This window comes from Fervidibacillus halotolerans (genome assembly GCF_026547205.1).
GTDB lineage: Bacteria > Bacillota > Bacilli > Bacillales > Caldibacillaceae > Fervidibacillus > Fervidibacillus halotolerans.
In genome coordinates, this window is the sequence record NZ_CP106877.1 from 411,520 (window position 1) to 436,301 (window position 24,782).

Annotated in this window: 20 protein-coding genes; 16 read left to right on the forward strand and 4 right to left on the reverse strand. The window is 38.4% G+C overall.

Features of this window, described 5'->3' with window-relative positions; genetic code table 11:
* Positions 1 to 29: 29 nt before the first annotated feature.
* The 5 genes from OE105_RS01875 (at position 30) to OE105_RS01895 (ending at position 7,064) form a co-directional block, all read left to right on the forward strand.
* Positions 30 to 1,421: a cytochrome ubiquinol oxidase subunit I gene (locus OE105_RS01875; protein WP_275421050.1), complete on the forward strand. Its 1,392-nt coding sequence runs from the start codon at positions 30 to 32 to the stop codon at positions 1,419 to 1,421.
* A complete protein-coding gene (cydB, locus tag OE105_RS01880) occupies positions 1,421 to 2,437 on the forward strand; it encodes a cytochrome d ubiquinol oxidase subunit II (protein ID WP_275421051.1) in 1,017 nt (338 codons plus the stop codon). Before OE105_RS01875 ends, cydB begins: the two co-directional genes overlap by 1 nt.
* Positions 2,437 to 4,167 (forward strand): thiol reductant ABC exporter subunit CydD, encoded by a 1,731-nt coding sequence (cydD, locus tag OE105_RS01885; RefSeq protein WP_275421052.1) that lies wholly within the window; start codon positions 2,437 to 2,439, stop codon positions 4,165 to 4,167. Before cydB ends, cydD begins: the two co-directional genes overlap by 1 nt.
* Positions 4,154 to 5,878 carry a thiol reductant ABC exporter subunit CydC gene (cydC, locus tag OE105_RS01890; protein ID WP_275421053.1) on the forward strand — a complete coding sequence of 575 codons (1,725 nt, stop codon included), beginning with the start codon at positions 4,154 to 4,156 and terminating at the stop codon, positions 5,876 to 5,878. Before cydD ends, cydC begins: the two co-directional genes overlap by 14 nt.
* Before the next feature lie 145 nt (positions 5,879 to 6,023).
* Complete coding sequence (locus tag OE105_RS01895; protein ID WP_275421054.1) at positions 6,024 to 7,064, forward strand: DUF2804 domain-containing protein; 1,041 nt, start codon at positions 6,024 to 6,026, stop codon at positions 7,062 to 7,064.
* 140 nt (positions 7,065 to 7,204) lie between these two features.
* Here the strand turns inward: OE105_RS01895 and OE105_RS01900 are convergent, their stop codons facing one another.
* Positions 7,205 to 8,689, reverse strand: coding sequence for an aldehyde dehydrogenase family protein (locus OE105_RS01900; RefSeq protein WP_275421055.1), 1,485 nt, complete (start codon positions 8,687 to 8,689; stop codon positions 7,205 to 7,207).
* A 447-nt stretch (positions 8,690 to 9,136) separates the two neighbouring features.
* Between OE105_RS01900 and OE105_RS01905 the strand changes: the two genes are divergently transcribed.
* Complete coding sequence (locus OE105_RS01905; RefSeq protein ID WP_275421056.1) at positions 9,137 to 9,511, forward strand: thiol-disulfide oxidoreductase DCC family protein; 375 nt, start codon at positions 9,137 to 9,139, stop codon at positions 9,509 to 9,511.
* Between the two features lie 722 nt (positions 9,512 to 10,233).
* Here OE105_RS01905 and OE105_RS01910 read toward each other — a convergent pair.
* Complete coding sequence (locus OE105_RS01910) at positions 10,234 to 10,452, reverse strand: AAA family ATPase (protein ID WP_275421057.1); 219 nt, start codon at positions 10,450 to 10,452, stop codon at positions 10,234 to 10,236.
* A gap of 638 nt (positions 10,453 to 11,090) precedes the next feature.
* Between OE105_RS01910 and nhaC the strand changes: the two genes are divergently transcribed.
* The 4 genes from nhaC (at position 11,091) to OE105_RS01930 (ending at position 17,463) form a co-directional block, all read left to right on the forward strand.
* Complete coding sequence (gene nhaC / locus OE105_RS01915; RefSeq protein ID WP_275421058.1) at positions 11,091 to 12,467, forward strand: Na+/H+ antiporter NhaC; 1,377 nt, start codon at positions 11,091 to 11,093, stop codon at positions 12,465 to 12,467.
* A gap of 357 nt (positions 12,468 to 12,824) precedes the next feature.
* A complete protein-coding gene (locus tag OE105_RS01920; protein WP_275421059.1) occupies positions 12,825 to 14,168 on the forward strand; it encodes an ISLre2 family transposase in 1,344 nt (447 codons plus the stop codon).
* Between the two features lie 295 nt (positions 14,169 to 14,463).
* A complete protein-coding gene (locus OE105_RS01925; protein ID WP_275422067.1) occupies positions 14,464 to 15,870 on the forward strand; it encodes an alanine/glycine:cation symporter family protein in 1,407 nt (468 codons plus the stop codon).
* A gap of 342 nt (positions 15,871 to 16,212) precedes the next feature.
* A complete protein-coding gene (locus OE105_RS01930; protein ID WP_275421060.1) occupies positions 16,213 to 17,463 on the forward strand; it encodes a hemolysin family protein in 1,251 nt (416 codons plus the stop codon).
* 416 nt (positions 17,464 to 17,879) lie between these two features.
* On the opposite strand, the gene OE105_RS01935 is transcribed toward OE105_RS01930, so the two are convergent.
* On the reverse strand, positions 17,880 to 17,990 hold the full coding sequence (locus OE105_RS01935; protein WP_275421062.1) for a YfhE family protein: 111 nt from the start codon (positions 17,988 to 17,990) through the stop codon (positions 17,880 to 17,882).
* Positions 17,991 to 18,321: 331 nt separating this feature from the next.
* Between OE105_RS01935 and OE105_RS01940 the strand changes: the two genes are divergently transcribed.
* The 3 genes from OE105_RS01940 (at position 18,322) to OE105_RS01950 (ending at position 21,031) form a co-directional block, all read left to right on the forward strand.
* Positions 18,322 to 19,665, forward strand: a complete 1,344-nt coding sequence (locus OE105_RS01940; RefSeq protein WP_275421059.1) for an ISLre2 family transposase — start codon at positions 18,322 to 18,324, stop codon at positions 19,663 to 19,665.
* A gap of 217 nt (positions 19,666 to 19,882) precedes the next feature.
* On the forward strand, positions 19,883 to 20,692 hold the full coding sequence (locus OE105_RS01945; protein WP_275421063.1) for a RecX family transcriptional regulator: 810 nt from the start codon (positions 19,883 to 19,885) through the stop codon (positions 20,690 to 20,692).
* Between the two features lie 21 nt (positions 20,693 to 20,713).
* The gene (locus OE105_RS01950; RefSeq protein ID WP_275421064.1) at positions 20,714 to 21,031 is read left to right on the forward strand and encodes a YfhH family protein; all 318 of its coding nucleotides are present in this window, start codon (positions 20,714 to 20,716) and stop codon (positions 21,029 to 21,031) included.
* 379 nt (positions 21,032 to 21,410) lie between these two features.
* On the opposite strand, the gene OE105_RS01955 is transcribed toward OE105_RS01950, so the two are convergent.
* Entirely contained in the window at positions 21,411 to 22,391 is a 981-nt protein-coding gene (locus OE105_RS01955; protein WP_275421065.1) for a metal-dependent hydrolase, read from the reverse strand.
* Between the two features lie 164 nt (positions 22,392 to 22,555).
* On the opposite strand from OE105_RS01955, the gene mutY reads away from it, so the two are divergent.
* The 3 genes from mutY to ntdP all read left to right on the forward strand — a co-directional run bounded on the left by mutY (position 22,556) and on the right by ntdP (position 24,695).
* Positions 22,556 to 23,695, forward strand: a complete 1,140-nt coding sequence (gene mutY, locus OE105_RS01960) for an A/G-specific adenine glycosylase (protein WP_275421066.1) — start codon at positions 22,556 to 22,558, stop codon at positions 23,693 to 23,695.
* Positions 23,696 to 23,773: 78 nt separating this feature from the next.
* Entirely contained in the window at positions 23,774 to 23,953 is a 180-nt protein-coding gene (locus tag OE105_RS01965) for a gamma-type small acid-soluble spore protein (RefSeq protein ID WP_275421067.1), read from the forward strand.
* A gap of 199 nt (positions 23,954 to 24,152) precedes the next feature.
* The gene (gene ntdP / locus OE105_RS01970) at positions 24,153 to 24,695 is read left to right on the forward strand and encodes a nucleoside tri-diphosphate phosphatase (protein WP_275421068.1); all 543 of its coding nucleotides are present in this window, start codon (positions 24,153 to 24,155) and stop codon (positions 24,693 to 24,695) included.
* Positions 24,696 to 24,782: the final 87 nt, after the last annotated feature.

Below are 24,782 nucleotides of genomic sequence, written 5' to 3' on the forward strand. Positions count from 1 at the left end.
GTACCAATTAAATAATGGGAGGGAAAAAAATGAGCGAACTGATTTTAGCTCGTATTCAATTTGCTTCCACAACTGTGTTTCACTTCTTTTTCGTACCGTTATCTATCGGTTTAGCTTTTATCGTTGCACTCATGGAGACGCTTTATGTGGTAAAAAAGCAAGAAATTTACAAGAAGATGTCGAAGTTTTGGGGGAAGTTTTTCCTAATTAACTTTGCAGTAGGTGTAGTAACTGGAATTATACAAGAATTTCAATTTGGTATGAACTGGTCTGATTATTCTCGTTTTGTAGGAGATGTTTTCGGTCCCCCGTTAGCAATTGAGGCATTACTTGCTTTCTTCTTGGAATCTACTTTTATCGGTCTATGGATTTTCGGATGGAATCGTCTTCCGAAAAAAATTCATTTATTATCCATTTGGCTCGTATCGTTCGGTACCGCAATTTCAGCCTTGTGGATTATGGCAGCAAACTCCTTCATGCAAAATCCTGTTGGATATACGATCCAAAATGGCCGTGCGGAAATGAATGATTTTCTCGGCGTGTTGACAAATGAAAAACTACTCGTTGCATATCCGCACACGATTTTTGCAAGTTTAACAACAGCTGCCTTTTTAGTTGGAGGTATATCCGCATGGAACTTGTTGAAAAAGCGCCATGTAGACTTCTTTAAACGTTCTGCTGTCATTGCATTAATTATCGGTTTCGTTTCTTCTTTAGGTGTTGCTTTTTCTGGACATACACAGGCCCAATATTTAGTTAAAGAACAACCTATGAAAATGGCTGCTGCAGAAGCGTTATGGGACGATAGCGGAGATCCGGCTGCATGGACAGTCATCGCTGGTATTGATACGGACAATAAAGAAAACACATTCCAATGGGATATTCCGTATGCTTTAAGCTTTTTGTCTTATGGTAAATTTTCCGGTGAAGTAAAAGGAATGAATACAATCCAACAAGAATATGAACAATTGTATGGAGAAGGAAATTATATCCCGCCGGTGAAAACGACATTTTGGAGTTTTCGAATCATGGTTGCGGCGGGTGTGCTAATGATTTTGTTAAGTTTGATCGGCTTGATTTTAAACTGGAAACAAAAACTTCCGACCAGCACACGATTCTTAAAATGGATGATTCCAGCCATATTCCTTCCGTATATTGCAAATACATTCGGCTGGATTATGTCTGAAATTGGACGTCAACCATGGGTAGTTAATGGCTTGATGTTAACGGCAGAAGGGGTATCTCCAAGTGTATCGTCAGGTCAAATCTTGTTCTCACTCATTGCATTTTCGTTAATTTACACGATTCTTGCAATCGTAATGATCTTCTTGTTCGTCAAGGTAAACAAACAAGGACCGTACGCACCGGATACGGAGGATGCGAACGTTGCGGATCCGTTTAGCACAGGGAGGGTCGGATAATGGAACTAAGTGAATTATGGTTCGTGTTAATCGGGGTATTGTTTGTCGGATTCGTATTTTTAGAAGGATTCGACTTTGGTGTTGGAATGGCAACGAAGTTTTTGGCAAAAAATAATATGGAAAGACGGGTATTAATTAATACGATCGGTCCTTTTTGGGATGCAAATGAGGTTTGGTTACTGACGGCAGGGGGTGCGATGTTTGCGGCTTTCCCCCACTGGTATGCAACATTATTCAGCGGTTATTACTTAGCATTCGTCCTATTGTTGCTCGCGCTAATTGCCCGTGGTGTCGCCTTTGAGTATCGTGGTAAACACGATAATCCAAATTGGTTTAAAACGTGGGATTGGGCGATCTTTTTAGGAAGTATTTTGCCACCATTTTTATTGGGCGTTCTATTTACAGGATTAATCAAAGGTCTTCCGATTAATGCCGATATGGAAATGAACGCAAGCTTTTTCGGTGACTTAGTAAACGTCTATACGGTTATTGGCGGTATCGTTTTTGTTATGCTAGTGTATCTACATGGTTTAATGTTCATTTCTCTTAAAACGGATGGAGATCTACGTGAACGGGCAAGGAAAGTTGCTCAAAAAATGTACTTGGCAACAGGTTTAGGTGTTGTCGTCTTCATTGCATCGACAGCGATGTACACAGAAGCCTTTGCGGACCGAGGGGCAATATTAATTCCTGTTTATGGCGTTGCCGTTGTCCTTTACTTATTCCTCTATCCATTGTTGAAGAATAAGAAAGAAGGACTCAGTTTTACGATGACCGGTCTTATATTAATACTTGTGACGGCTTCTTTCTTCGTCGTCTTGTTCCCGAACGTGATGATTAGTTCGGTCGATCCATCTTATAGCATTTCGTTGTACGATGCTGCATCTGGCGCTTATTCGTTAAAGGTCATGACGATCGTCGCTGGAATTTTTGTTCCGATTGTGTTAGCTTATACAGTGTGGAGCTACTATGTTTTCCGTAAAAGAGTAACGAATAAGGAGCACTTGGAGTACTAATGGATAAAAACCTTTTGCAATATAAAGGCAGTAAAAAATTAATAGTGATCATTGCTTTCATTACGCTAGGTCAATCAGCGGCCATCATCGGTCAGGCTGTGTATTTGGCACGGGCGATAGTCAGCATGTATGAAGGGGCTGCTTCCTCTGCAGTCCTTTCTTCTTTCGCCTATTTTCTAGTTTTATATACCATTCGACATCTTCTTCAATGGTGGAAATCTAGACTTGCTTATCGATTTGCTGACGATACGGCAAGGCATATGGAACAACTACTCATCAACCGTCTCTTTCAACTCGGTCCTCGTGCCGTGGGAAAACACGGGTCGGGAAATCTTGTAACCCTTGCCATCGAAGGAATTCCGAGTTTCCGAACGTACCTCGAACTGTTTATCCCAAGAATGATCGCAATGTTAGCAATCCCTATTCCAATTTTTCTATACGTATTTTGGATGGATAAATTGTCAGGTATTATTCTTGCTCTCGTTATTCCAATCATGATTGCTTTTTTAATCTTGCTAGGGCTGGCTGCGAAAAAACAAATCAACTCACAAATGGGCACTTATATTTTATTATCCCGCCATTTTGTCGATTCACTGCGTGGGTTGGTTACATTGAAATTTTTAGGTAGAAGTAAAAGACATAGAGATTCGATCGAAACGGTGAGTGATAAATTTCGGATCGCAACGATCAAGACGATGCGCATTGCCTTTTTATCTGGTTTTTCCTTAGACTTTTTTTCAACCCTGTCTGTAGCGGTCGTCGCTGTCGAACTCGGTTTACGATTAATTGAAGGAAATATACTTTTCGAACCAGCATTAACGATTTTAATATTGGCACCGGAGTACTTTTTCCCAATAAAAGATTTCGGTAACGATTATCATGCAACGATGGATGGGAAAGAAGCAGGGAAACAAATTCATTGCCTGCTGGATGAAGAAAATGTGTTGGAAGAATTGACTTTTCCAATCGGTCGTTGGAACGGAAAAAGTACGCTGGTTGTACAAGGATTGGAGAAGAAATCTGAGGATGGGGAATCGATTCTAAATCCGATTGATATAGAAGTTAATGGATTTCAGAAAATCGGTATCGTTGGACTTTCCGGTGCAGGTAAATCGACCCTTATAGATATTTTATCTGGATTTTCTCGACCAACTGCAGGAACGTTGATCGTAAACGGATTAAAGATGCCTCATTTTTCCATTACCGATTGGTTAAATCAAGTTGCGTATATTCCACAACATCCGTATATCTTTTCAGGGACTGTAGCCGATAATATTCGTCTGTACGAGCCGGAAGCATCGATGGATCAGGTAAAGGCGGTCGCAGAAAAAACGGGACTACTTCAACTAATTGAGAGTTTTCCTAACGGATTTGAAGAGCGGATCGGCCAAGGGGGACGAAGTTTAAGCGGTGGGGAAGAACAACGGATTGCACTGGCGAGAGGTCTTTTACAAAATCGTCCGATATTAATTTTCGATGAACCGACTGCCCATTTGGATATTGAAACGGAACATGATATAAAACGGATGATGTTACCGTTAATGGAAAATAAACTCGTCTTTTTTGCAACTCACCGTCTTCATTGGATGAAAAATATGGATCAAATCATCGTTATTGAAAAGGGACGGATCGTCGAGAGAGGTACCCATAGCCAACTGTATGATAAAAAAGGTGCATATTACCGTCTCGTTCAAGCTCATCAGGGAGGTGGGCGATATGACATTGTTTAAAACATATATTTTTCCGTATATAAAACAGTATAAATGGATGATGATCACGACGATTTTGCTAGGAATGATGACCGTCCTTGCCGCTTCCCTATTAAATTTTACATCCGGTTATTTAATAACCCGTGCGGCTGAAATGCCTTTGAATATCCTTATGATCTATGTGCCCGTCGTTCTTGTTCGGGCCTTTGGGATCGCTCGGCCGGTTGCCCGCTATTTGGAAAGGCTCGCCGGACATAATGCAGTGTTGAAGATTTTATCTTCTATGCGGGTGAAACTGTATGATATGTTGGAGCCTCAAGCTTTGTTCGTCCGTTCCCGATTTCAAACCGGGGATTTAATAGGCACGTTAGCAGATGATATTGAACATTTGCAAGATGCATATATTCGGACGATTTTCCCTACGATTACCGCTTTATTTTTATTACTGTATTCTGTTATTACTTTGGCTGTATACGACTGGCTTTTTGCCTTATGGATGTTCCTTTGTTTAAGTGTGATCATCTTTGTATACCCACTTTTTTCTTTATATATTTTGAAAAAGAAACAGATGAAGGAAAAGGAAAGTAAGGGCGATCAATATCGGGCATTAACCGATGCGGTACTTGGAATTAGCGACTGGGTGATTAGCGGGAAAAAGGAACGATTTATTCGTAAATATGTGGAGATGAGTGGAAAAACCCATGAAGCTCAAAGGGAAATAGCTTTCTGGAACCAATCCCGTACGTTCCAATTGCATGTCATAAGTGGACTGATCACTATTTTTGTCGGATTTTGGGCAGGACATGAAGCAATGTCAGGCAATATTTTGCCTACGTATATTGCGTCTTTCACCCTCGTTACCTTTCCGATTTTGGAAAGTCTGATTCCTGTATCCCATGCGGTTGAACGGATTCCATCGTACCAAGAGTCTTTGCAACGAATTGATCAAATAAATAAAACGGTACCGAAAGAACAGAAAAAAGAGGAATCGGTTAAACTTGGAGAAAAACCGGTTATTGAAATAAAGAATGTTTCCTATAAATATGATGGTGGTAAAGAAGAAGCGGTAAAATCGTTGAATTTAAGTATTCCTCATGGCCAAAAAATTGCGATATTAGGTCGGAGCGGTTCAGGAAAATCAACATTGTTACAGTTATTGTTAGGCGTCCGTTCACCCCAAACGGGTGAAATATTGATCGATGACACACCACCGGAAAAATATGGGGATCAAATTTTTGATTTAGTAGGGGTATTAAACCAAAAACCGTATTTGTTTGCAACGACAGTTGAAAACAATATACGTCTTGGAAAAGAAGATGCGACGAAAGAAGAAATAGAAAGGGTCATCCGTCAAGTTGGATTGGATCAATATATCCATTCCCTTCCGAAGGGGCTAGATACGCAAATGGAAGAGGCAGGTCAACGGTTTTCTGGCGGGGAAAGGCAACGGATTGCACTCGCACGGATTTTATTAAAAGATACGCCTGTCGTTGTTTTGGATGAACCAACGGTCGGTTTAGACCCGGAAACAGAACTGGATCTACTATCAACGATGTTTAACGTATTGAAAGAAAAAACGGTTATTTTAATCACCCATCATTTAATTGGTCTAGAAAAAATGGATCAGATTATTTTTATGGATAAAGGTAGGATTAAAATGAGCGGTAGCCATAAACAATTGATGGAAACGGATGAGAGATATCGACAACTTTATCAACTTGACCGGGGTTAATCTAGTGGGTCGAGGTTCCGGTTCCTTTGACCCACCTGGGACGAGGTTCCGGTTCTTTTGGCTCAGGTGGTGGGTCAAGGTTCCGGTTCCTTCGACCCAGTTCGGTTCCTTCGACATATTTATTTTAAATGGGGGAGTGGGGAGAATGCAAAGGGAAATTAAAAAGCCGGTACGTCTTTTAAATGAAAATGGAGAATTAGCGGAAATTGGATATGCAAGGAAGCCGATTTTTGAGTATCGAAGGAAAGATATCAAAGCAAGTCCGTGGCGCATTAAAGAATGGGACTATTATTTAATTACGAACGATGATTATGCAGTAGCATTGACGATAGCGGATAATTCATACATCGGCTTTTTAAGCGCTTCATTGATCGATTTCAAGCAGAAGTGGTATAAAACAACGAGTGTTATTAAACCTTTAACATTCGGTAAATTAAACCTTCCTTCTTCGTCTACGCAAGGGGATATCGTATATAAAGATCATCGAGTTGAAATGGCGTTTTTTAAGAAAGGAAAAGATCGGCATCTCGAGTGTACGATGAAAAATTTAGATCGAAAGAAGGATTTTCATTGTGAATTCCTATTGTCAGATGAACCTCGAGACTCGATGGTCATTGCCATTCCCTTTCCAGATAAGAAAAACGCCTTTTATTACAATCGGAAAATTAATTGTTTAACTGCTCGGGGAAAAGTGTATTTTGGAGAAAAAGAATATGAATTTCTTCCCGACCGTTCTTTTGGAACGTTCGATTGGGGAAGAGGCGTATGGACTTATAAAAATACATGGTATTGGGGTTCAGCTTCTGGAATAATCAACGGGAAAAAATTTGGGTTTAATATAGGGTACGGTTTTGGTGATACATCGAAAGCTACGGAAAATATGGTTTTTTATGATGGAATTGCCCATAAACTAGATCAAGTTACCTTTCATATTCCGAAGAAGGATGAGAATGGAAAAAACTTTGCCTATATGAAGCCATGGACATTTTCGTCAAATGATGGCCGATTTGAAATGGATTTTGAGCCAATAATCGACCGGAATGATTCGATTTCCGTTGGAGTAATCGCTAGCGATCAACATCAAGTTTTCGGCTATTTTACGGGTAAGGCAGTTTTGAATGATGGAAAGGTAATTGAAGTGAAAAATTTATTAGGGTTTGCTGAACGGGTCGTGAATCGTTGGTAAGAAAAAGAATGGGAAGGATTAAAACATACGGAAAATTTTTCCACAGTCAATCATTTTTTATTGCAACTATTTCCAATAAAATCTAGAGCCAGATAGAAAAAGGGGCCAAGGTAAAATCGATCCTTGACCCCTATACTTAACTATTTTAATGAAATCCATACGGATTTTACTTCCGTATAATTATCTAGAGCATATGATCCCATTTCTCGACCGATTCCCGATTGCTTATATCCACCAAAGGGGGCTGCTGCATCAAAGGCGTTATACGTATTGACCCATACGGTGCCAGCCTTTAGTTTCGATGCGATATAATGGGCTTTTGCCACATCCCTTGTCCAAACACCCGCTGCAAGTCCATACATACTGTTGTTGGCCCGCTCAATCAAATCATCTAAATCATCGTAAGGTAGTGCGGAAATCACGGGACCGAAAATCTCTTCCTTCGCAATCGTCATTTCATCTCGAACATTCGCAAAAATCGTCGGTGATACGAAATACCCTTCATCGAATGGTTTAGAACCACCTGTTAACAATTCTGCTCCTTCTTCTAATCCTTTTTCAATATATCCTAACACCCGATTTTGTTGTTCTGTCGATACGAGGGGACCCATTTCCGTATCTTTCATTATTCCTGCCCCTTGTTTAATATCCTTGGCATGGCTTACCATATCAGCAACTACGTTATCATAATGCTTTTTCTGGATAAATACACGGGACCCGGCGGAACAGACTTGTCCTTGATTAAACATAACCCCATTTAATGCACCGGGGATTGCTTTCGACATATCTGCATCGGGCAAAATAATATTTGGTGATTTACCACCTAATTCTAACGTGACTCGTTTTAACGTTTTCGAAGCTCGATTCATAATGAGTTTCCCGACTTCCGTAGATCCAGTAAAGGCAATTTTATCAACGAGGGGATGATCGACAATCGGTTGTCCTGCAGTCTCACCGAATCCGGGGACGATGTTAATGACTCCTTTTGGGAATCCTGCTTCTTCGATGAGCTCTGCTAGATAAAGTGCTGATAAAGGTGTTTGTTCAGCTGGTTTCAATACGACGGTACAACCGGTGGCTAAAGCAGCTCCTAATTTCCACATAGCCATAAGTAGTGGGAAATTCCACGGAATGATTTGTCCGACAACTCCGACCGGTTCGTGGCGAGTATAATTAAAAAATGGGCCGCTTACAGGAATCGTTTGACCGACAATTTTCGTACTCCAACCGGCATAATAACGCATATGTTCAATGGCAAGGGGAATATCTGCGTTCGTTGTTTCCCGAATTGGCTTCCCATTATCTAACGTTTCTAATTCGGCCAATTCATTTTTATTCTCTTCCATTAAGTCCGCTAGTTTATACATAAGTCTGCTGCGTTTTGCTGCACTCATCTTTGACCAAGTTCCTTCATCGAAGGCTTTTCTTGCTGCTTTAACTGCTTTATCAATGTCTTCAGGTCCTGCCTCGTACACCTTTGCCAAAACTTCTCCTGTAGCCGGATTAAATGAATCAAAGGTTTTTCCGGAAACGCTTTCTACAAACTCCCCGTTAATGTACAATTTTTTTGTACCGGATAAAAATTTCTCCACTTTTTCTGAATATTGCACTGCAGTTTGGCTCATCAAAACCCCTCCTTCATAATGATAACGTTTTCATCCATTATCTTAACACTCTAAAATATATCATTCAATAAAAAATATACAAATTATTCCGATTTTTTTCGCCAATTCTCGATGTTGTATTTGGAGTTGTAAGAATCATAATCGATTGAAAGTTTGAAAACCATTTTTAATTGGATGCAGAAAAGATGTTTATCATCGAATTACTGATCGGGAAAAGGAATCTTTTGATATGCATTCGGATTTTAATTGGAAAAAGGGCTTTCCAATCTCTCTCCGGACTACTCCTTTTGCCATCCATTCGGATTTCAATTGACGAAATGAAACGGTTAATCATACAATATTTATAGTAAAAACTATTGGAAAGGAACAATTGGCTTCTCGTTTCAAATCGTGTTCAATCCTTTTTACATATCTGTTTTTAGGCCGATTGTTAATGGAGTGAGATGGATGCACGTATTAATATATGATGGGGAATGTAGTGTATGTAGCCGACTGATTCGATTCATCGTCCGGTTTAATTCAAATCCGAATTTGCGGATTACAGATCTTCAAAGTGATTGGACGAAGAAGAATTGCCCTGATTGTGTTCAGTTTGATAGTGTTATATTTTTTTACAATGAAAAGCAATATTTGTATTCTGATGCAATCATTCACCTATTGGCGACAATCCATCCGTTTTTTAAACCGATGCTCGTTTGTAAAATGATTCCTGTAAAATTTAGAGATGGACTGTACAAATTTATAGCAAAAAGAAGAAAACAAATATTGAAAAATCAATGTCCAGTTATGGATAAAAAAATGAGGGATTTGTTTTTAACTTGAATGATCAATGTGTAATCTATTCAGTAAACTTGCATCCAAAGGCACATTCTGAATGTTTGCATAATGAGAAAGGATTGTTAAATAAGTTTTTTAAGCAGATTGAAAAGCTCGATTTACTGATTTTAGAAAATTAGGATATTTATCTTTACACTAGCAAGGAGCAGAATTGTTTTTTCAAGTAATCAGTCTATGTTACGAACAAAAAATGAATTGTTTCGTACATAATAAAAATGCTTGTCGACACAATGTTCGGCAAGCATTAACAATTTGAAACAAACTCATTTACAACCGTACCATTCGATAAAATTACTGTTACCGAAATTTCCCTTTTAGTGGGTTGTTAAGCGGCGATTGTCTTACTACCGTCATCTTATTGGTGGTCCTCTCTCGTCTCAATTTGGGAGACAATTTTCATCCTCTGTACCGCATAAAGATGCTTTTTAGAGGAAACAAGACCATTAGCCCAGTCAGACCTAATTGTGAGTGTCAAAATTCATTAGATGATGAAATGGATTCCTGTTCAATCATTTTTGTAAATGCTTCATCTGGGTTAATTGTGTTAAAAAGTTTTAACCATTCTTCAAAATCACCCTCATAGAGAACCTTACCCTTATGTAGAAAAATTAAATGCGAGTCAATATAAGATAAGTCTTGAAGTTGATGTGTTGAAATTAAACAGACACGCTGGTTTTTAACTAATTTCTTTAATTTATTCATAATTTTTAGTCTTGATGAAGGATCAACACTACTTGTCGGTTCATCAAAGATATATAATTTTCTATCAATTCTACTGAGAAGGTACAATCAAATAATGTTGTTTTTCCAGCACCATTAAGCCCAACAATCACATTAAGCTTTTTCGTTTTTAACGTAAAATGAACACCATTCAACACATAATCTTTTGCTTTTTTATACTTATATTTCAAGTTATAAACATGCAATGAAATTTCCCCCTAACGAGATGTTAACGATAAGAGACTAAATCGTTTAATAATAAAAAGTCCACTCCTTACTCTTCATTTAGTAGCCCGTAATAAGAAATAGGTTGTTCACAGTTTTCCTTTTATGTAAATATATAACATGATATATTTTAATCTATTTTTTGATTAACACAAATAGTAAATATATTAAAATATAATATTAAAAATAAAAAGTTTAGAATATTAACCAACACCATTTACGAATATCACCTTGTTCTAACATCTTTTTTATAATTTTTTGGATTATAGCTGGAAAATGATAACTTTTGTAGAAAAAAGAAAAAGATTATGGTATAGTAATAAAAACTTTAATGCTTAAACGCTTTTATGTATTAAAGAAAATATTGGATGTTGGCGGAATTTCGATTAGGATTTGTGTGGGCAGCAATAAGAGACCGGATGGGGGGTGAGAATCCGGGCAGCACAAATCTGAACTACACCGCAAAAACATTTGTGAAAGAGTGGACAGCCTTTACGGTTCGTCAAATAGGGTGGTACCGCGGAGAACATCTTCGTCCCTAGCAAGTAGGATGAAGATGTTCTTTTTTTATTTTTAAGTAACATCTATCAACAGAAATAAAAAAGGGGAGAACGTTCACATGTTGCAAATTAAACCGACCTTAATACCGAAAACCTTTGAAGCTTTTTTTGTAACAGGAATCATTATTTGTTTGATTAGTTTTAGCATTATTCAATGGAATGCGACACCCCATATTCCGATGATCGGTGCGATTGTTTTGTTATGGATATACGGTTTTATAAAAAAAGTTCCGATTGAAAAAATGGAAAGGGGGATGATCGAAGGAGCGAAGTCTGGTTTTGGGGCAATCTATCTTTTTTTTCTAATTGGAATCCTCATCGCCAGTTGGATCGTGAGCGGTACGATTCCAACGATCATTTATACGGCCTTTCATCTCGTTACACCGAAGTTTTATTACAGCGTGGTATTTGTCATTACAGCAATCATCGGCGTTGCTATTGGAAGTTCATTGACGACCGTGGCAAGTATTGGAATCGCCTTTATTAGTGTTTCTGAAATTTTTGGTTTATCGTTACCGATTACGGCAGGAGCAATTGTATCCGGTGCGTTTTTTGGTGATAAAATGTCTCCGTTGTCCGATACGACGAATTTAGCATCCGGAATGATGAAAGTGGATTTATTTGATCATATTCGAAATTTAAGTTGGACAACCATTCCAGCGTTTTTCATTTCGGCTATTCTTTTCGCATTTCTTTCACCGAGTATCGTACCGTCGGATTTTGAAAATATTGATCGTATGGTCGCTGTTTTACGAGATACGGATTTGGTGCATCTATATAGTTGGCTTCCTTTATTGTTATTATTTATTTTTTCCGTAAGAAAACGGCCGGCCATTGTTTCTATTTCAGCCAGTGCGGCCAGTGGACTTGTCATTTCCTTTTTCCATTTGAACTTAAACGGGTCGGAGGTGGTTCAATTACTATTTTCTGGATACATGTCGAATACAGGAAATGTCGAACTCGATAGCATGTTATCAAGGGGAGGAATCGAAGGTATGTTTTTTACGATTTCCCTATTGATTTTAGCATTGAGTATGGGCGGGTTATTATTTACTCTCGGAATCATTCCAAAATTATTTTCCACATTCCATGACCGATTGCATTCCTTTCGAACGGTTATTGCAGCTTCTTCCTTTACAGCGATGTTTATTAATATTTTTGTAGGAGAACAGTATTTATCGATTTTGCTAACGGGAAAAACATATGAACAACAGTTTGAAAAGGTCGGATTGGCTAGGAAAAATCTTTCTCGTATTTTGGAAGATGCTGGTACTGTTATTAATCCTCTTGTTCCATGGAGTGTATGTGGCGTATTTATTTCTAACGTCTTACATGTTGAGGTAATCCATTATTTACCTTTTGCCTTTTTTTGCTTATTATCACCTGTTTTAACATTGATCTTTGGTGTGAGCGGAAAAACATTGACTTTCTTATAAGGGAGTTAAGAAAATGTAAATTGGAATACTCATTGGATCATTCGAGCGTTTTAGTTGATACCAAATCGGTACTAATGTTCCGAAAAGGTTTTTCATATGAAAAAATTTATGTTGTTATGTGAATTTGACATTGGGTAAGAAAGTCAAAATTAAATGATATTTTTTTATTGTATGAGTAAAATTATTGTAGGCAAAATTGAACCCCCACCTTTTGTGAGTGATCCATAGATCGCTCTCAAAAGGTGGGGGGAAACCAAGCGATAGCGCGGTAGGTGTGTAAGCATCATTCATGCAAATGAGGGATCCTCCTTGTTAGAATAATTGTTGAAAAAAACCCTACAGAAAGGAGAATCCCTCATGAACAAGAATACCACAAAATATCCAACCTTAAAAGAGATTGAGCTATTGGTTTGGCGACAATTGCAGGAAACGTATTCGGTGGTTATGAAACAGTTGTTAGAAGCGTTTGATCAAATCATTGCCGAAAAGCGTGATAAAAAACGATATCGAATGATGGGAAAACGAACGTTTCACCTGGATAGTCTTTTCGGACAAATAAGCTTTAAACGGAACTATTATAAAGATCGTAAAGCGGGGAAATATGTCTTTTTATTGGATCGTTATTTAGGTTTTGAGGGAGCTGGATCTTTTAGTCCGTTAGTGGAGGAAGCAGCCATTGTGCTGGCTGTAAAAGGTCCCTCTTTTCGAAAGGCGGCTCAAACATTTGAAACCCTATTTGGATATTCAGTCATCAGTCATGAAACGATCCGTCAACACCTGTTACAAGCGGAAATTTTCCAGAAAGAAAAGGAATCTGTACAGAGTCCCGTTCTATTTGTGGAAGTCGATGGCTTGTATACGAAAAGGCAAGGACAAGGGAAAAAGGGAAAAGAAGAAAAAATTGCCGCCGTTCATCAAGGATGGGAAAAGAATGGGAAACGTACGCAATTAAAAAATAAGCGTCATTTTGTGCACGATGGGAAGCTTCCTTTTTGGGAAGCATTTGAGGAGTTTCTCGTGGAAAATTTTGAATACGATCCGATGGTTCATAAGCTCATTATTAATGGGGACGGGGCCAGTTGGATTACTGCTTGTCGAGCTTATTTCAAAGACCGGGCTTTCTATACCATCGATCGCTTCCATGTGGCAAAAGCGATTCGTAGCCTTTTTCGTAAGCATCCCCGGTACCGAAAAATGCGGGTGGCCCTCGCTTCCTTTGATCGTGAAACTCTTCTGACGGAATTAAATAGTGCCGTTGGAACATTGGAGGACGAAGAAAAAGAAAAAGAATTGGAAGCATTGATTCATCAATTGGAAATGTATCCAGAAGCACTCAGGGATTATCGGGAATGGCTGAGGGAGCAGGGAATCGATACAAAAGGGATGCGACTAATGGGTAGTGCGGAAGCAATGATGCATGTTTTTGCGAATCGATTAAAAAATGGCCGAAGTTGGAGTGATGAAGGAATTAGTGCCATGATGACCGGCATGGTGGCCATTTTGGACCAATTACCTTTAAAAACGATGTTTGGTCGAGTCGAACAGTGGAATGAGGAAAAAGAAGAGAAGAAGCCAGCCCAACGGATTTTAAAAAAGGTGAAAAGTGTTGTCACGAAAGTAACGAGAGATAATATTGCGTACCTCAAAGGAAGGGCAAGTATTCCAATGTATCAAGCATTAAAAGAAATCCGCGGTATTTAAAAAAAGAGGAAAATTCAACCAAGGAAGGACCCTAAACAGTTGAATACGCTTACATATTTTGGCCTAAAAAAACAGACAAAAACTGACCTGAAAAAAATTGCCTACAAATACTTGACTCAAACTTTTTTATTTTAGTAGTTGTCATATAACAGTTTCTCGTTTATAATACGTATAATAATTTTTTCGTTAATTCGATAAAGGAAAATGGAAGTTGACAATTTTCTAAAAAAGGGGGGAGAGGATCTTGTTTGCCGAAATTATAAAAATTTTGAATAATATTTTATGGAGCACGCCAATGATCGTATTTAGTTTGGCAATTGGTATTATTTTTACATTTATGACGAGGTTTGTCCAAGTGCGATTAATTAAAGACATGATGGTCCAGATGGTGAAAGGAAAAAGTTCCAAATCAGGAATTTCCTCTTTCCAAGCTTTGTCCATCGCATTAAGTGGGCGAGTAGGAACGGGAAATATCGCTGGGACCGCCTCTGCCATTGCTTACGGGGGACCTGGAGCGGTGTTTTGGATGTGGACGATTGCGTTTATCGGGGCGGCTACAGCGTATGTGGAGGCGACTTTAGGGCAAATTTATAAGGTGAATCAAGACGGTCAATATCGTGGGGGCCCGGCCTATTACGTTGAAAAGGGCTTAGGTTGGAAATGGTACGGTGTAATGTTTGCGATTGCAGCCCTTTTGGCGATGAGCTTTTTAATGCCTGGAATTCAAGCGAATGCGATCGCATCGAGTATGGAAAATGCCTTTTCTTTAAATCCTGCGATTACAGGAGTCGTATTAGTCGTTCTTCTTGGTGCGATTATTTTTGGCGGTTTAAAACGAATCGCCCATGTGGCCCAGGCGGTCGTTCCCTTTATGGCGATCGGCTATATTCTTATGTCGCTCATCATCTTAATAATGAACATTGGAGAAGTTCCAGCCGTATTCAAATTAATTTTTAGTAGCGCATTCGGTGTTGATCAATTTTTCGGTGGAATTCTTGGTAGTGCCATCGCATGGGGGGTTAAACGGGGGATTTATTCAAATGAGGCAGGTCAAGGAACAGGACCTCATGCGGCATCAGCAGCTGAAGTATCTCATCCGGCAAAACAAGGATTAGTTCAAGCCTTTTCCGTATATATCGATACGATTCTCGTATGTTCCGCCACCGCCTTTATGATTTTATTCACCGGCTCCTACAATGTGTATGAAGCAGATGAGGAAACGATTCGGGTTGCAAATATTGAAGAAACGGTGGAAGTGGGCCCTGCCTACACACAGTTAGCTGTTGATTCGGAATTGCCAGGTTTTGGATCTCCTTTCGTCGCAATTTCATTGTTCTTCTTCGCCTTTACGACGATTATGGCTTATTACTATATTGCAGAAGTAAATGTTGCCTATTTGTTTAGAGAACGGAAAAAATTTATTCCTATGTTGCTATTGAAGCTCGTATTGCTCGCTACCGTCTTTTTCGGTACGATTCGAAAATCTTCAGTGGCTTGGGCCATGGGGGATGTTGGACTTGGCTTAATGGTATGGCTCAACTTAATCGCCCTCGTTTTCCTTTACAAACCGGCCATTGCAGCATTGAAAGATTACGAACGGCAAAAGAGGGAAGGTTTGGATCCGGTTTACAACTCCATTGACATGGGTGTGAAAAATGCCGAATATTGGGAGGGCGGTTATAAAAGAGAAGAAGCGTCCTAATTTGATCGAGGCTATCTAATAAGTCGACATTTTCGGCTTATAGATGGCCTTATATTTATTACATAAAAGAATTAAGTTGGATACGCTATTTAAACAATTTCACTAACTCGAAAAGATATGAAAGGCTTTTAAGCAAACTCGATCCAAATGTGCTTATTCGAAGGAGCCATTCCCCCAAAAGAATCATTCATCGTCCATCGTAGACGAAAAACGGTTGAAAAGATCATTCAATCTGTCCGTTCCTCCATTCGTCATGAAAGAAAAATAGTTATAAATTTGGTCAAAAATTGTCAATTATGATAAAGTATTTTATAAATAAGTTTTTTTGGAGTGTGATTGTTTTTGGATGAGGTGCCCCTAGCGTTAATATTATTTTTAATTGTCCTTATTTTTTTATCCGCCTTCTTTTCTTCTGCGGAAACGGCTTTTTCTAGCGTGAATAAAATTCGTTTAAGAAATTACGTAAACGAAGGTAGGAGGGGAAGTAAAAAAGCACTATACATTACCGATCGCTTCGATAGTGCCTTATCTACGATTTTGATTGGAAACAATCTTGTAAATGTGGCAGCTTCTAGTATTTCCACCGCTTTAGTAACGAGCATTTTTGGAGCCAGTTATGGACTAGTGATTAGTACTTTCGGGATGACAGTCATTATTTTAATTTTCGGTGAAATTTTGCCGAAATCGATTGCCAAGGAATATGCGGAACCTTACTCGTTAAAAATATCGGGAATTTTATTTGTTTTAATAAAACTGTTAAAGCCCTTTAATTTTTTGTTTGAAAAATTAAAAAAGTTGGTCACGAACACCTTTGCGAAAGACAAACAACATGTGCCATCGGTTACCGAGGAGGAAATTAAAGTCCTTGTCGACATTAGCGAAGAAGAAGGGGTAATCGATAAGGAAGAAAAAGAGCTGATCCACCGATCGCTAGATTTCAATGATATTCGTGCAGGTGAGATTTTAACCCATCGCTTAGATATGGTTGCGGTGGAAGTAAATCAGCCGGTGGAAGAGATTAAGAACTTATTATTAGAAGAACGGTTTTCCCGAATTCCGGTTTACGAAGAAAACATCGACAATATTATCGGTTTTTTATCCGAAAGGGAGTTCTTTGCTGAATTAATAAAAAATGAACAAGTGGATATTCGAAAACTACTAAGAAAACCGTTATTTGTTGTAAAATCGATGAAGATTGCCACATTATTACCGGAGTTGCAACGAACGAAAAGCCATATGGCAATCGTTCTCGATGAGTTTGGTGGAACTGCTGGTCTCATTACGATGGAAGATATTTTAGAAGAATTGGTCGGAGAAATATGGGATGAACACGATGAAAAAACGAGCGATATGGTAAAAATCTCCGATCGTGTTTATGAATTCGATGCACAGTTTCATTTGGACGATTTTGCAAAAATTATGGGTGTGAACATTCCGAAATCAAATTACTATAACATTGGCGGTTGGGTATTTGAACAAATGGAACATATGCCGAAGCAAGGAGAAATCTTCCATTACGATAACTTAAAAGTCACCCTTTTGGAAGTGGATAAACACCGGGTGTTGAAGGTTAAGGTTGAAAAAGTTGACTAGGATGAACACAGGCCAATCTTTTTTCAAAGTTTGCGAATCTACTTGGCTATATTAATTATTAATACTTTTTTAAGGACTATCAATCGACCAATTTATAAACGGTTTAGCATCGGGTTCCAAGGAAATGCGATGATTTATCGATGGTGTCAAAACTGAGGATGGTGATCGCAATATGGAACCCGTTGCTTTTTTTGCTTATTTGGATCTATCTTTGTTCAGTACCATAAAATACCTTACTCTTTTCGATTCACCATTAAAAATTACTTCATCCATGATTTTGTCCTTTTTAGAATCGATAGCCTTCATCCTTTCAATGCTGGTTTCGTATTTTTCCACATACCTTTCTACGACTGGAGCTCACTGACCAATTTAACCGAACATGTTTAAAAATTCGAAAGTTTTTTATCCACTGTCATTTATGGCTGCTCATTCAAACCTTTACTCGCTTTTCGATATTCCTTTCCATAGTTTACTTCTTGCGCTTTCGTTAACTCTTTTTTCCTTCTTTCCTGCCTTTTCTTCGCCAATTTTTTCACTCCATTCTTTAAATTTGTACGCTCTTATTTTAACCAAGTAAGGAAGTTCCATTCATAAAAGCAATTGTTTGAATGGGTTATGTAAAATGCATGTGAAGCATCCAAACGGGTTAATCGTTAGTATATTAAAATTCGTATGAGTAAAATTATTGTAGGCAAAATTGAACCCCCACCTTTTGTGAGTGATCCATAGATCGCTCTCAAAAGGTGGGGGGAAACCAAGCGATAGCGCGGTAGGTGTGTAAGCATCATTCATGCAAATGAGGGATCCTCCTTGTTAGAATAATTGTTGAAAAAAACCCTACAGAAAGGAGAATCCCTCATGAACAAGAATACCACAAAATATCCAACCTTAAAAGAGATTGAGCTATTGGTTTGGCGACAATTGCAGGAAACGTATTCGGTGGTTATGAAACAGTTGTTAGAAGCGTTTGATCAAATCATTGCCGAAAAGCGTGATAAAAAACGATATCGAATGATGGGAAAACGAACGTTTCACCTGGATAGTCTTTTCGGACAAATAAGCTTTAAACGGAACTATTATAAAGATCGTAAAGCGGGGAAATATGTCTTTTTATTGGATCGTTATTTAGGTTTTGAGGGAGCTGGATCTTTTAGTCCGTTAGTGGAGGAAGCAGCCATTGTGCTGGCTGTAAAAGGTCCCTCTTTTCGAAAGGCGGCTCAAACATTTGAAACCCTATTTGGATATTCAGTCATCAGTCATGAAACGATCCGTCAACACCTGTTACAAGCGGAAATTTTCCAGAAAGAAAAGGAATCTGTACAGAGTCCCGTTCTATTTGTGGAAGTCGATGGCTTGTATACGAAAAGGCAAGGACAAGGGAAAAAGGGAAAAGAAGAAAAAATTGCCGCCGTTCATCAAGGATGGGAAAAGAATGGGAAACGCACGCAATTAAAAAATAAGCGTCATTTTGTTCACGATGGGAAGCTTCCTTTTTGGGAAGCATTTGAGGAGTTTCTCGTGGAAAATTTTGAATACGATCCGATGGTTCATAAGCTCATTATTAATGGGGACGGGGCCAGTTGGATTACTGCTTGTCGAGCTTATTTCAAAGACCGGGCTTTCTATACCATCGATCGCTTCCATGTGGCAAAAGCGATTCGTAGCCTTTTTCGTAAGCATCCCCGGTACCGAAAAATGCGGGTGGCCCTCGCTTCCTTTGATCGTGAAACTCTTCTGACGGAATTAAATAGTGCCGTTGGAACATTGGAGGACGAAGAAAAAGAAAAAGAATTGGAAGCATTGATTCATCAATTGGAAATGTATCCAGAAGCACTCAGGGATTATCGGGAATGGCTGAGGGAGCAGGGAATCGATACAAAAGGGATGCGACTAATGGGTAGTGCGGAAGCAATGATGCATGTTTTTGCGAATCGATTAAAAAATGGCCGAAGTTGGAGTGATGAAGGAATTAGTGCCATGATGACCGGCATGGTGGCCATTTTGGACCAATTACCTTTAAAAACGATGTTTGGTCGAGTCGAACAGTGGAATGAGGAAAAAGAAGAGAAGAAGCCAGCCCAACGGATTTTAAAAAAGGTGAAAAGTGTTGTCACGAAAGTAACGAGAGATAATATTGCGTACCTCAAAGGAAGGGCAAGTATTCCAATGTATCAAGCATTAAAAGAAATCCGCGGTATTTAAAAAAAGAGGAAAATTCAACCAAGGAAGGACCCTAAACAGTTGAATACGCTTACATATTTTGGCCTAAAAAAACAGACAAAAACTGACCTGAAAAAAATTGCCTACAAATACTTGACTCAAACTTAAAATTCTTCCGCAAAGACTTTCGTACTTGTTTTATGGTACATTTAAAAAAGAGAGGAATGTTTGTTTATACGAAAATGGAGGTGCAGGAAATGTGCCTGTAATTACAAAAATCGCTGTCAATAGACAACAGCCGAATAATTACGACATTGAATTTGATCAAAAGGACTGGTTTCAAACCATTACAATTTGTAAAGATACATTGATTCGTTTCAGACTCTCAAAGGGAATGGAGTTGGATGAAAATCAACTTCAGCAAATTGTTTTTGAAGACGAGGTACAAAAGGGATTTAATCGTGCCATTTCCTATTTATCCCATTCGATGAGATCGGTAAAACAAGTAAAAGATCATTTGTCGGAAAAGGGATTTCCCTCCTATGTCGTCGAGGAAGTCATCGACCGGCTTAAACAAAAAGGATATGTTAATGATAAGGACTTTGCTCGAAGTTTTATTCAAACATATATAAAAACGACGGATAAAGGTCCCATCGCCGTTAAAAAACTTTTACAGGATAAAGGAATTGATGAACAAACGATCGAAGAGGAAATTACCCTTTTTTCTTTAGATATCCAATTGGAAAAGGCCCGTCGCTTAAGCTTGAAATGGGTAAAAAGAAAGCAAGGCTTATCCGTATCCCTTTTAAAAGAACAACTTTATGTGATGTTAAAGCGAAAGGGATATGAAGATGAGGCAATCCAAGAAGTCGTTTATGAAACGTTGCAATCATTAGATGAGGCGCATAATTTGGCTGCCATTAAGATTCAAGGGGAAAAAGCTTTAAAAAAATATGCAAAAGTCCCCCCTGAAGAAAGAAAATGGAAAATTAAACAGTTTTTATATCGAAAGGGTTTTTCTTCTGAACTTATACATCGCTATGTGGAAAATTTGCAAGAGCTTGAATAGTTATAACGGAAAGGAAGATTGATGGTGGATAAACGATTCAGTGAAATGACCGAATATGAGTTAAAACAAGAAATAGCAAAGTTAAGGGAGAAGGCGAAAAAAGCGGAACAAATGGGAATGATCAATGAATTTGCTGTTTTAGAACGGAAGGCTGCCATGGCGGAATCGTATTTGCTCGATCCGAATGATTTCGATAAAGGGGAGATTTATCGGATTAAAAATGAACCGAGTCAATATTTTAAAATTGATTATTTAAGAGGGTATTTCGCATGGGGGTATCGATTAAACGGAGAAAAAATTGAAGCTTTACCTATATCTTTATTAGAAAAGGTAAATTAATGGAAAAATCCGTCCTACACTAAAGGACTGTCCAATCAATAGTTAAGATGATGAACGGCAAGGTGGAAGGCATTGGGAACAGGACGAGCGGGAGACTTTACAGACGAATTTACGAGTTAAAAAGGCTTAGGACTTGTCTGCGGAGGAAACTGACGTAACGGAAAGAAAACAACTGCATTTTAATTCCGAAGAAAGGGGGCTGTCTAATAAGTCGATTTTCCGGCTTATAGACGCCCCTTTAATGTTTTAGAAACGTTGACATATCAACGCTTATGATGTTTCGTTACCAGTGGATTTTGACTTGCTGGACAGCCCCTTGTTTGCTTTTTATACATATCTTCTATTCGTTTGACAGAAAATTTTCCAACGTACAAACAATTTATCCAGGTATCGTCTCAAATTTTTTTTTGAATTTGTCCACGTTGTAAATCCATCCTGTATACGAGGAAAGGATGTTTAATGAATCGTCAATTTGGACGAATGCGACGAAAGGATAATGGTTTTTACTCCGATATCGTAAGTCAATGAAGCGAATTTCCGTAATCCCATCTTCCGTTTCCATTTCCCAACGATAGACAGGGGAAAAGGATAGAAAGGCGGAAATATTTTTATCGGATTTTGCGATTTGCATAATCGGTTCATCGGGGAGGGGAAGGCGTTTGTATTCATCTAACAAAATTATATCCCTTCGATAAGCCCTTGCGACGTAAAATTTATCCTTTGTCACGACGGCAACTCGCCAACGGAAAAAGCGAAACGTAGGGTTTAAGATTATTTTTTCCGCTTCAGGGAATCTTCTCTTTAACGTTTCATAAATGGTTTTTCGAATCGTATAGCGAAGTAGATAATATCCGATGATGATTACGAAAATAGCTGGAAAGACGTCCCTCGGATCCATTCCAAACAACCATAACAAACTTCCAAGCAAAAGAATAGAAAATAAAAATAGATCGAAGGTGTTAATCCATCCAAGGGCGATCCATTTGGATGAAAAAGGACGGAGCGCTTGTGTCCCATACGCATTAAAAATATCCATAAAAACGTGTAAAAAAACGGCGATGGAAGTCCATAACCAAAGGTGAAGGAGATTGGCTTCTGGAAAGATGGGATATAAAAACATTAAAAGAAATATCGGCCATAAAATGACAGCTGGAATGGAATGGGTAATTCCCCGATGATTACGTATATAAGACGCATTATTTTTAAACTTTAAAACCGTATCCACATCCGGAATTTGTGATCCGATTATAGTGGCGAATACTACTGCTTGAGCTGTTTCTGGACTATTGAAAACGATCGGGTCAACAGTTGCTAATCCACCTAAAGCAATGCCCGTTACAAAATGTGTACCCGTATCCACTGATAAAATCCTACCTCCATTTAATACAAAGTCCCTTTTCGAAAACGGGTGGAAAATTTATCCCTTGCCCTTTGTGTACTTTTATGATTACGTTATGTTTATGATTGTTTAATTTCGACCGATTATACTGATTTTTTTCAGTTTATCATAGGGAGGACCGATTCGTGAAAGAAACTGCCTTGAAACATGTTGAACATTTTCCGATTCATTCGTTTCAAAAAAAATTAATCGATTGGTTCCTGAGGGAGGGGCGGGACCTACCTTGGCGAAGGGATAAAGATCCGTATAAAATTTGGGTTTCTGAAGTGATGTTACAACAAACCCGAGTAGATACGGTTATTCCGTATTTTCACAACTTTATCGAACAATTTCCGTCCATCGATGCATTGGCATCTGCAGACGAACAAAAACTTTTGAAAGCATGGGAAGGTCTTGGATATTACTCTCGGGTAAAAAATTTACACGCAGCAGTTAAGGAAGTAAAAGAACGTTACGGAGGAGTTGTCCCGAAAGATAAAGAAGCTTTTAGTCAATTGAAGGGTGTCGGACCATATACAACGGGTGCCGTATTGAGTATCGCATATGGATTACCTATACCTGCCGTCGATGGAAATGTTATGCGGGTTCTATCGAGAATTTTCTACATACAAGAAGATATTGCAAAGGGTCGAACGAAAAAATTATTTGAAGAAATTGCCCAATACATTATTTCCCATGAAGATCCATCGAGTTTTAATCAAGGTTTAATGGAGCTCGGTGCTTTAGTTTGCAAACCGTCCAATCCATCGTGTTTATTATGCCCTGTCAATGATTTTTGTGAAGCATTCAAAAGGGGAGAACAACATTTACTTCCGGTTAAATCCAAAGGGAAAAAGGGGAAAACGATCCAATTAACGGCTGCAGTTCTCCTTTCCGACGATGGAAAAAAAGTATTACTTCGAAAACGACCATCGAGTGGACTTTTAGCAGACCTTTGGGAATTTCCATCTGAAGAACAAAAGGATCGAAATTTTACCAATTTGCTTGCCGAATATGAAAAAGCATTGTATGGAAAACATGAGATTAATGTACATTTAAAACAGCCTCTATGCCATGTTGAACATATTTTTTCCCATTTGAAATGGGAAATCAAAGTGTTTTTTGGTTTCGTCGATGGGAAGGTGGAGGAAACATCTCGATTAAAAATGGTATCGATCGATTCCATCAACCATTATCCCCTTCCCGTTCCACATCAAAAAATTTGGGAACAATTTCTAATTCATCGGGATGTGTTGGAGACGGAAGGATTCCAAACAGGGGAGTAAATCAAAAGAATTCTTTTTAAAATTTTGGATAGTTTCATCACCGATTGGTTACATTAAAGCTTGTGGAGGTGATGAAAAGTGGCAAAACAAAAAAGAAGTTCTTCCGGAACGAATATTGAAAATGTAAGACGACAAAATGCCCAATCAGCTCAAGGACAACAGGATCAATATGGTACTGAATTCGCAAGTGAAACAGATGCACAACAAGTCCGTAAACAAAATCAAAAAGCTGAATCGAAAAAGAAACGCAATTCTTAATTCCAGTAAAAAGAAAGCTATTTAGGCGCTTCTATTCATTTGGAAGCGTCTTTCTTTATCAAATTGTACTTTTTCAACTTGTCAGATCATTTTATTCCGATAAGTTTTTATTTAAAAATCGGTCATCTAACGTTATAATATAAAAATAATCAATTTATGAACAGTCGACATTGGGAAGAGATAGAAAGAAGGGACATATATGCATATTCCCACGGTAGGAGAAACCATCCAAATTCATAGTTATAAACATAACGGTCGTATCCATCGTATATGGTCTGAGACGACAGTATTAAAGGGGACGAAAACCCTTTTGATTGGTGCTAATAATCGAACAACCGTCACCGAATCGGATGGAAGAACATGGGTTACAAGGGAGCCTGCCATTTGTTATTTCCATTCTCGTTATTGGTTTAATATTATTGGTATGTTAAGGAATGATGGGATTTACTATTATTGTAATCTAAGTTCTCCATATGTGATCGATGGGCTAGCATTGAAATACATCGACTACGATTTAGATATAAAAGTGTTTCCGGATTTGTCCTATATTATTTTGGATGAAGATGAATACGACGAACATCGAAAAGCGATGGGATACCCGGATGTGATTAATCAAATTTTACGGCTGCATATGGATAAATTAATCAATATGATTCGACAGAAGAAAGGGCCTTTTGAACCGGGATTTATCGAAACTTGGTACGAAAAATATTTAATGTTAAAAAGAGATTTGCGTAAATAATTCAGTTAAAAAAGCCCCTATGTATTCTTGTAAATTTGTGAATGTTTTCAAAATACATAGCGACTAACGGAAAAATCGGTGTTCAAC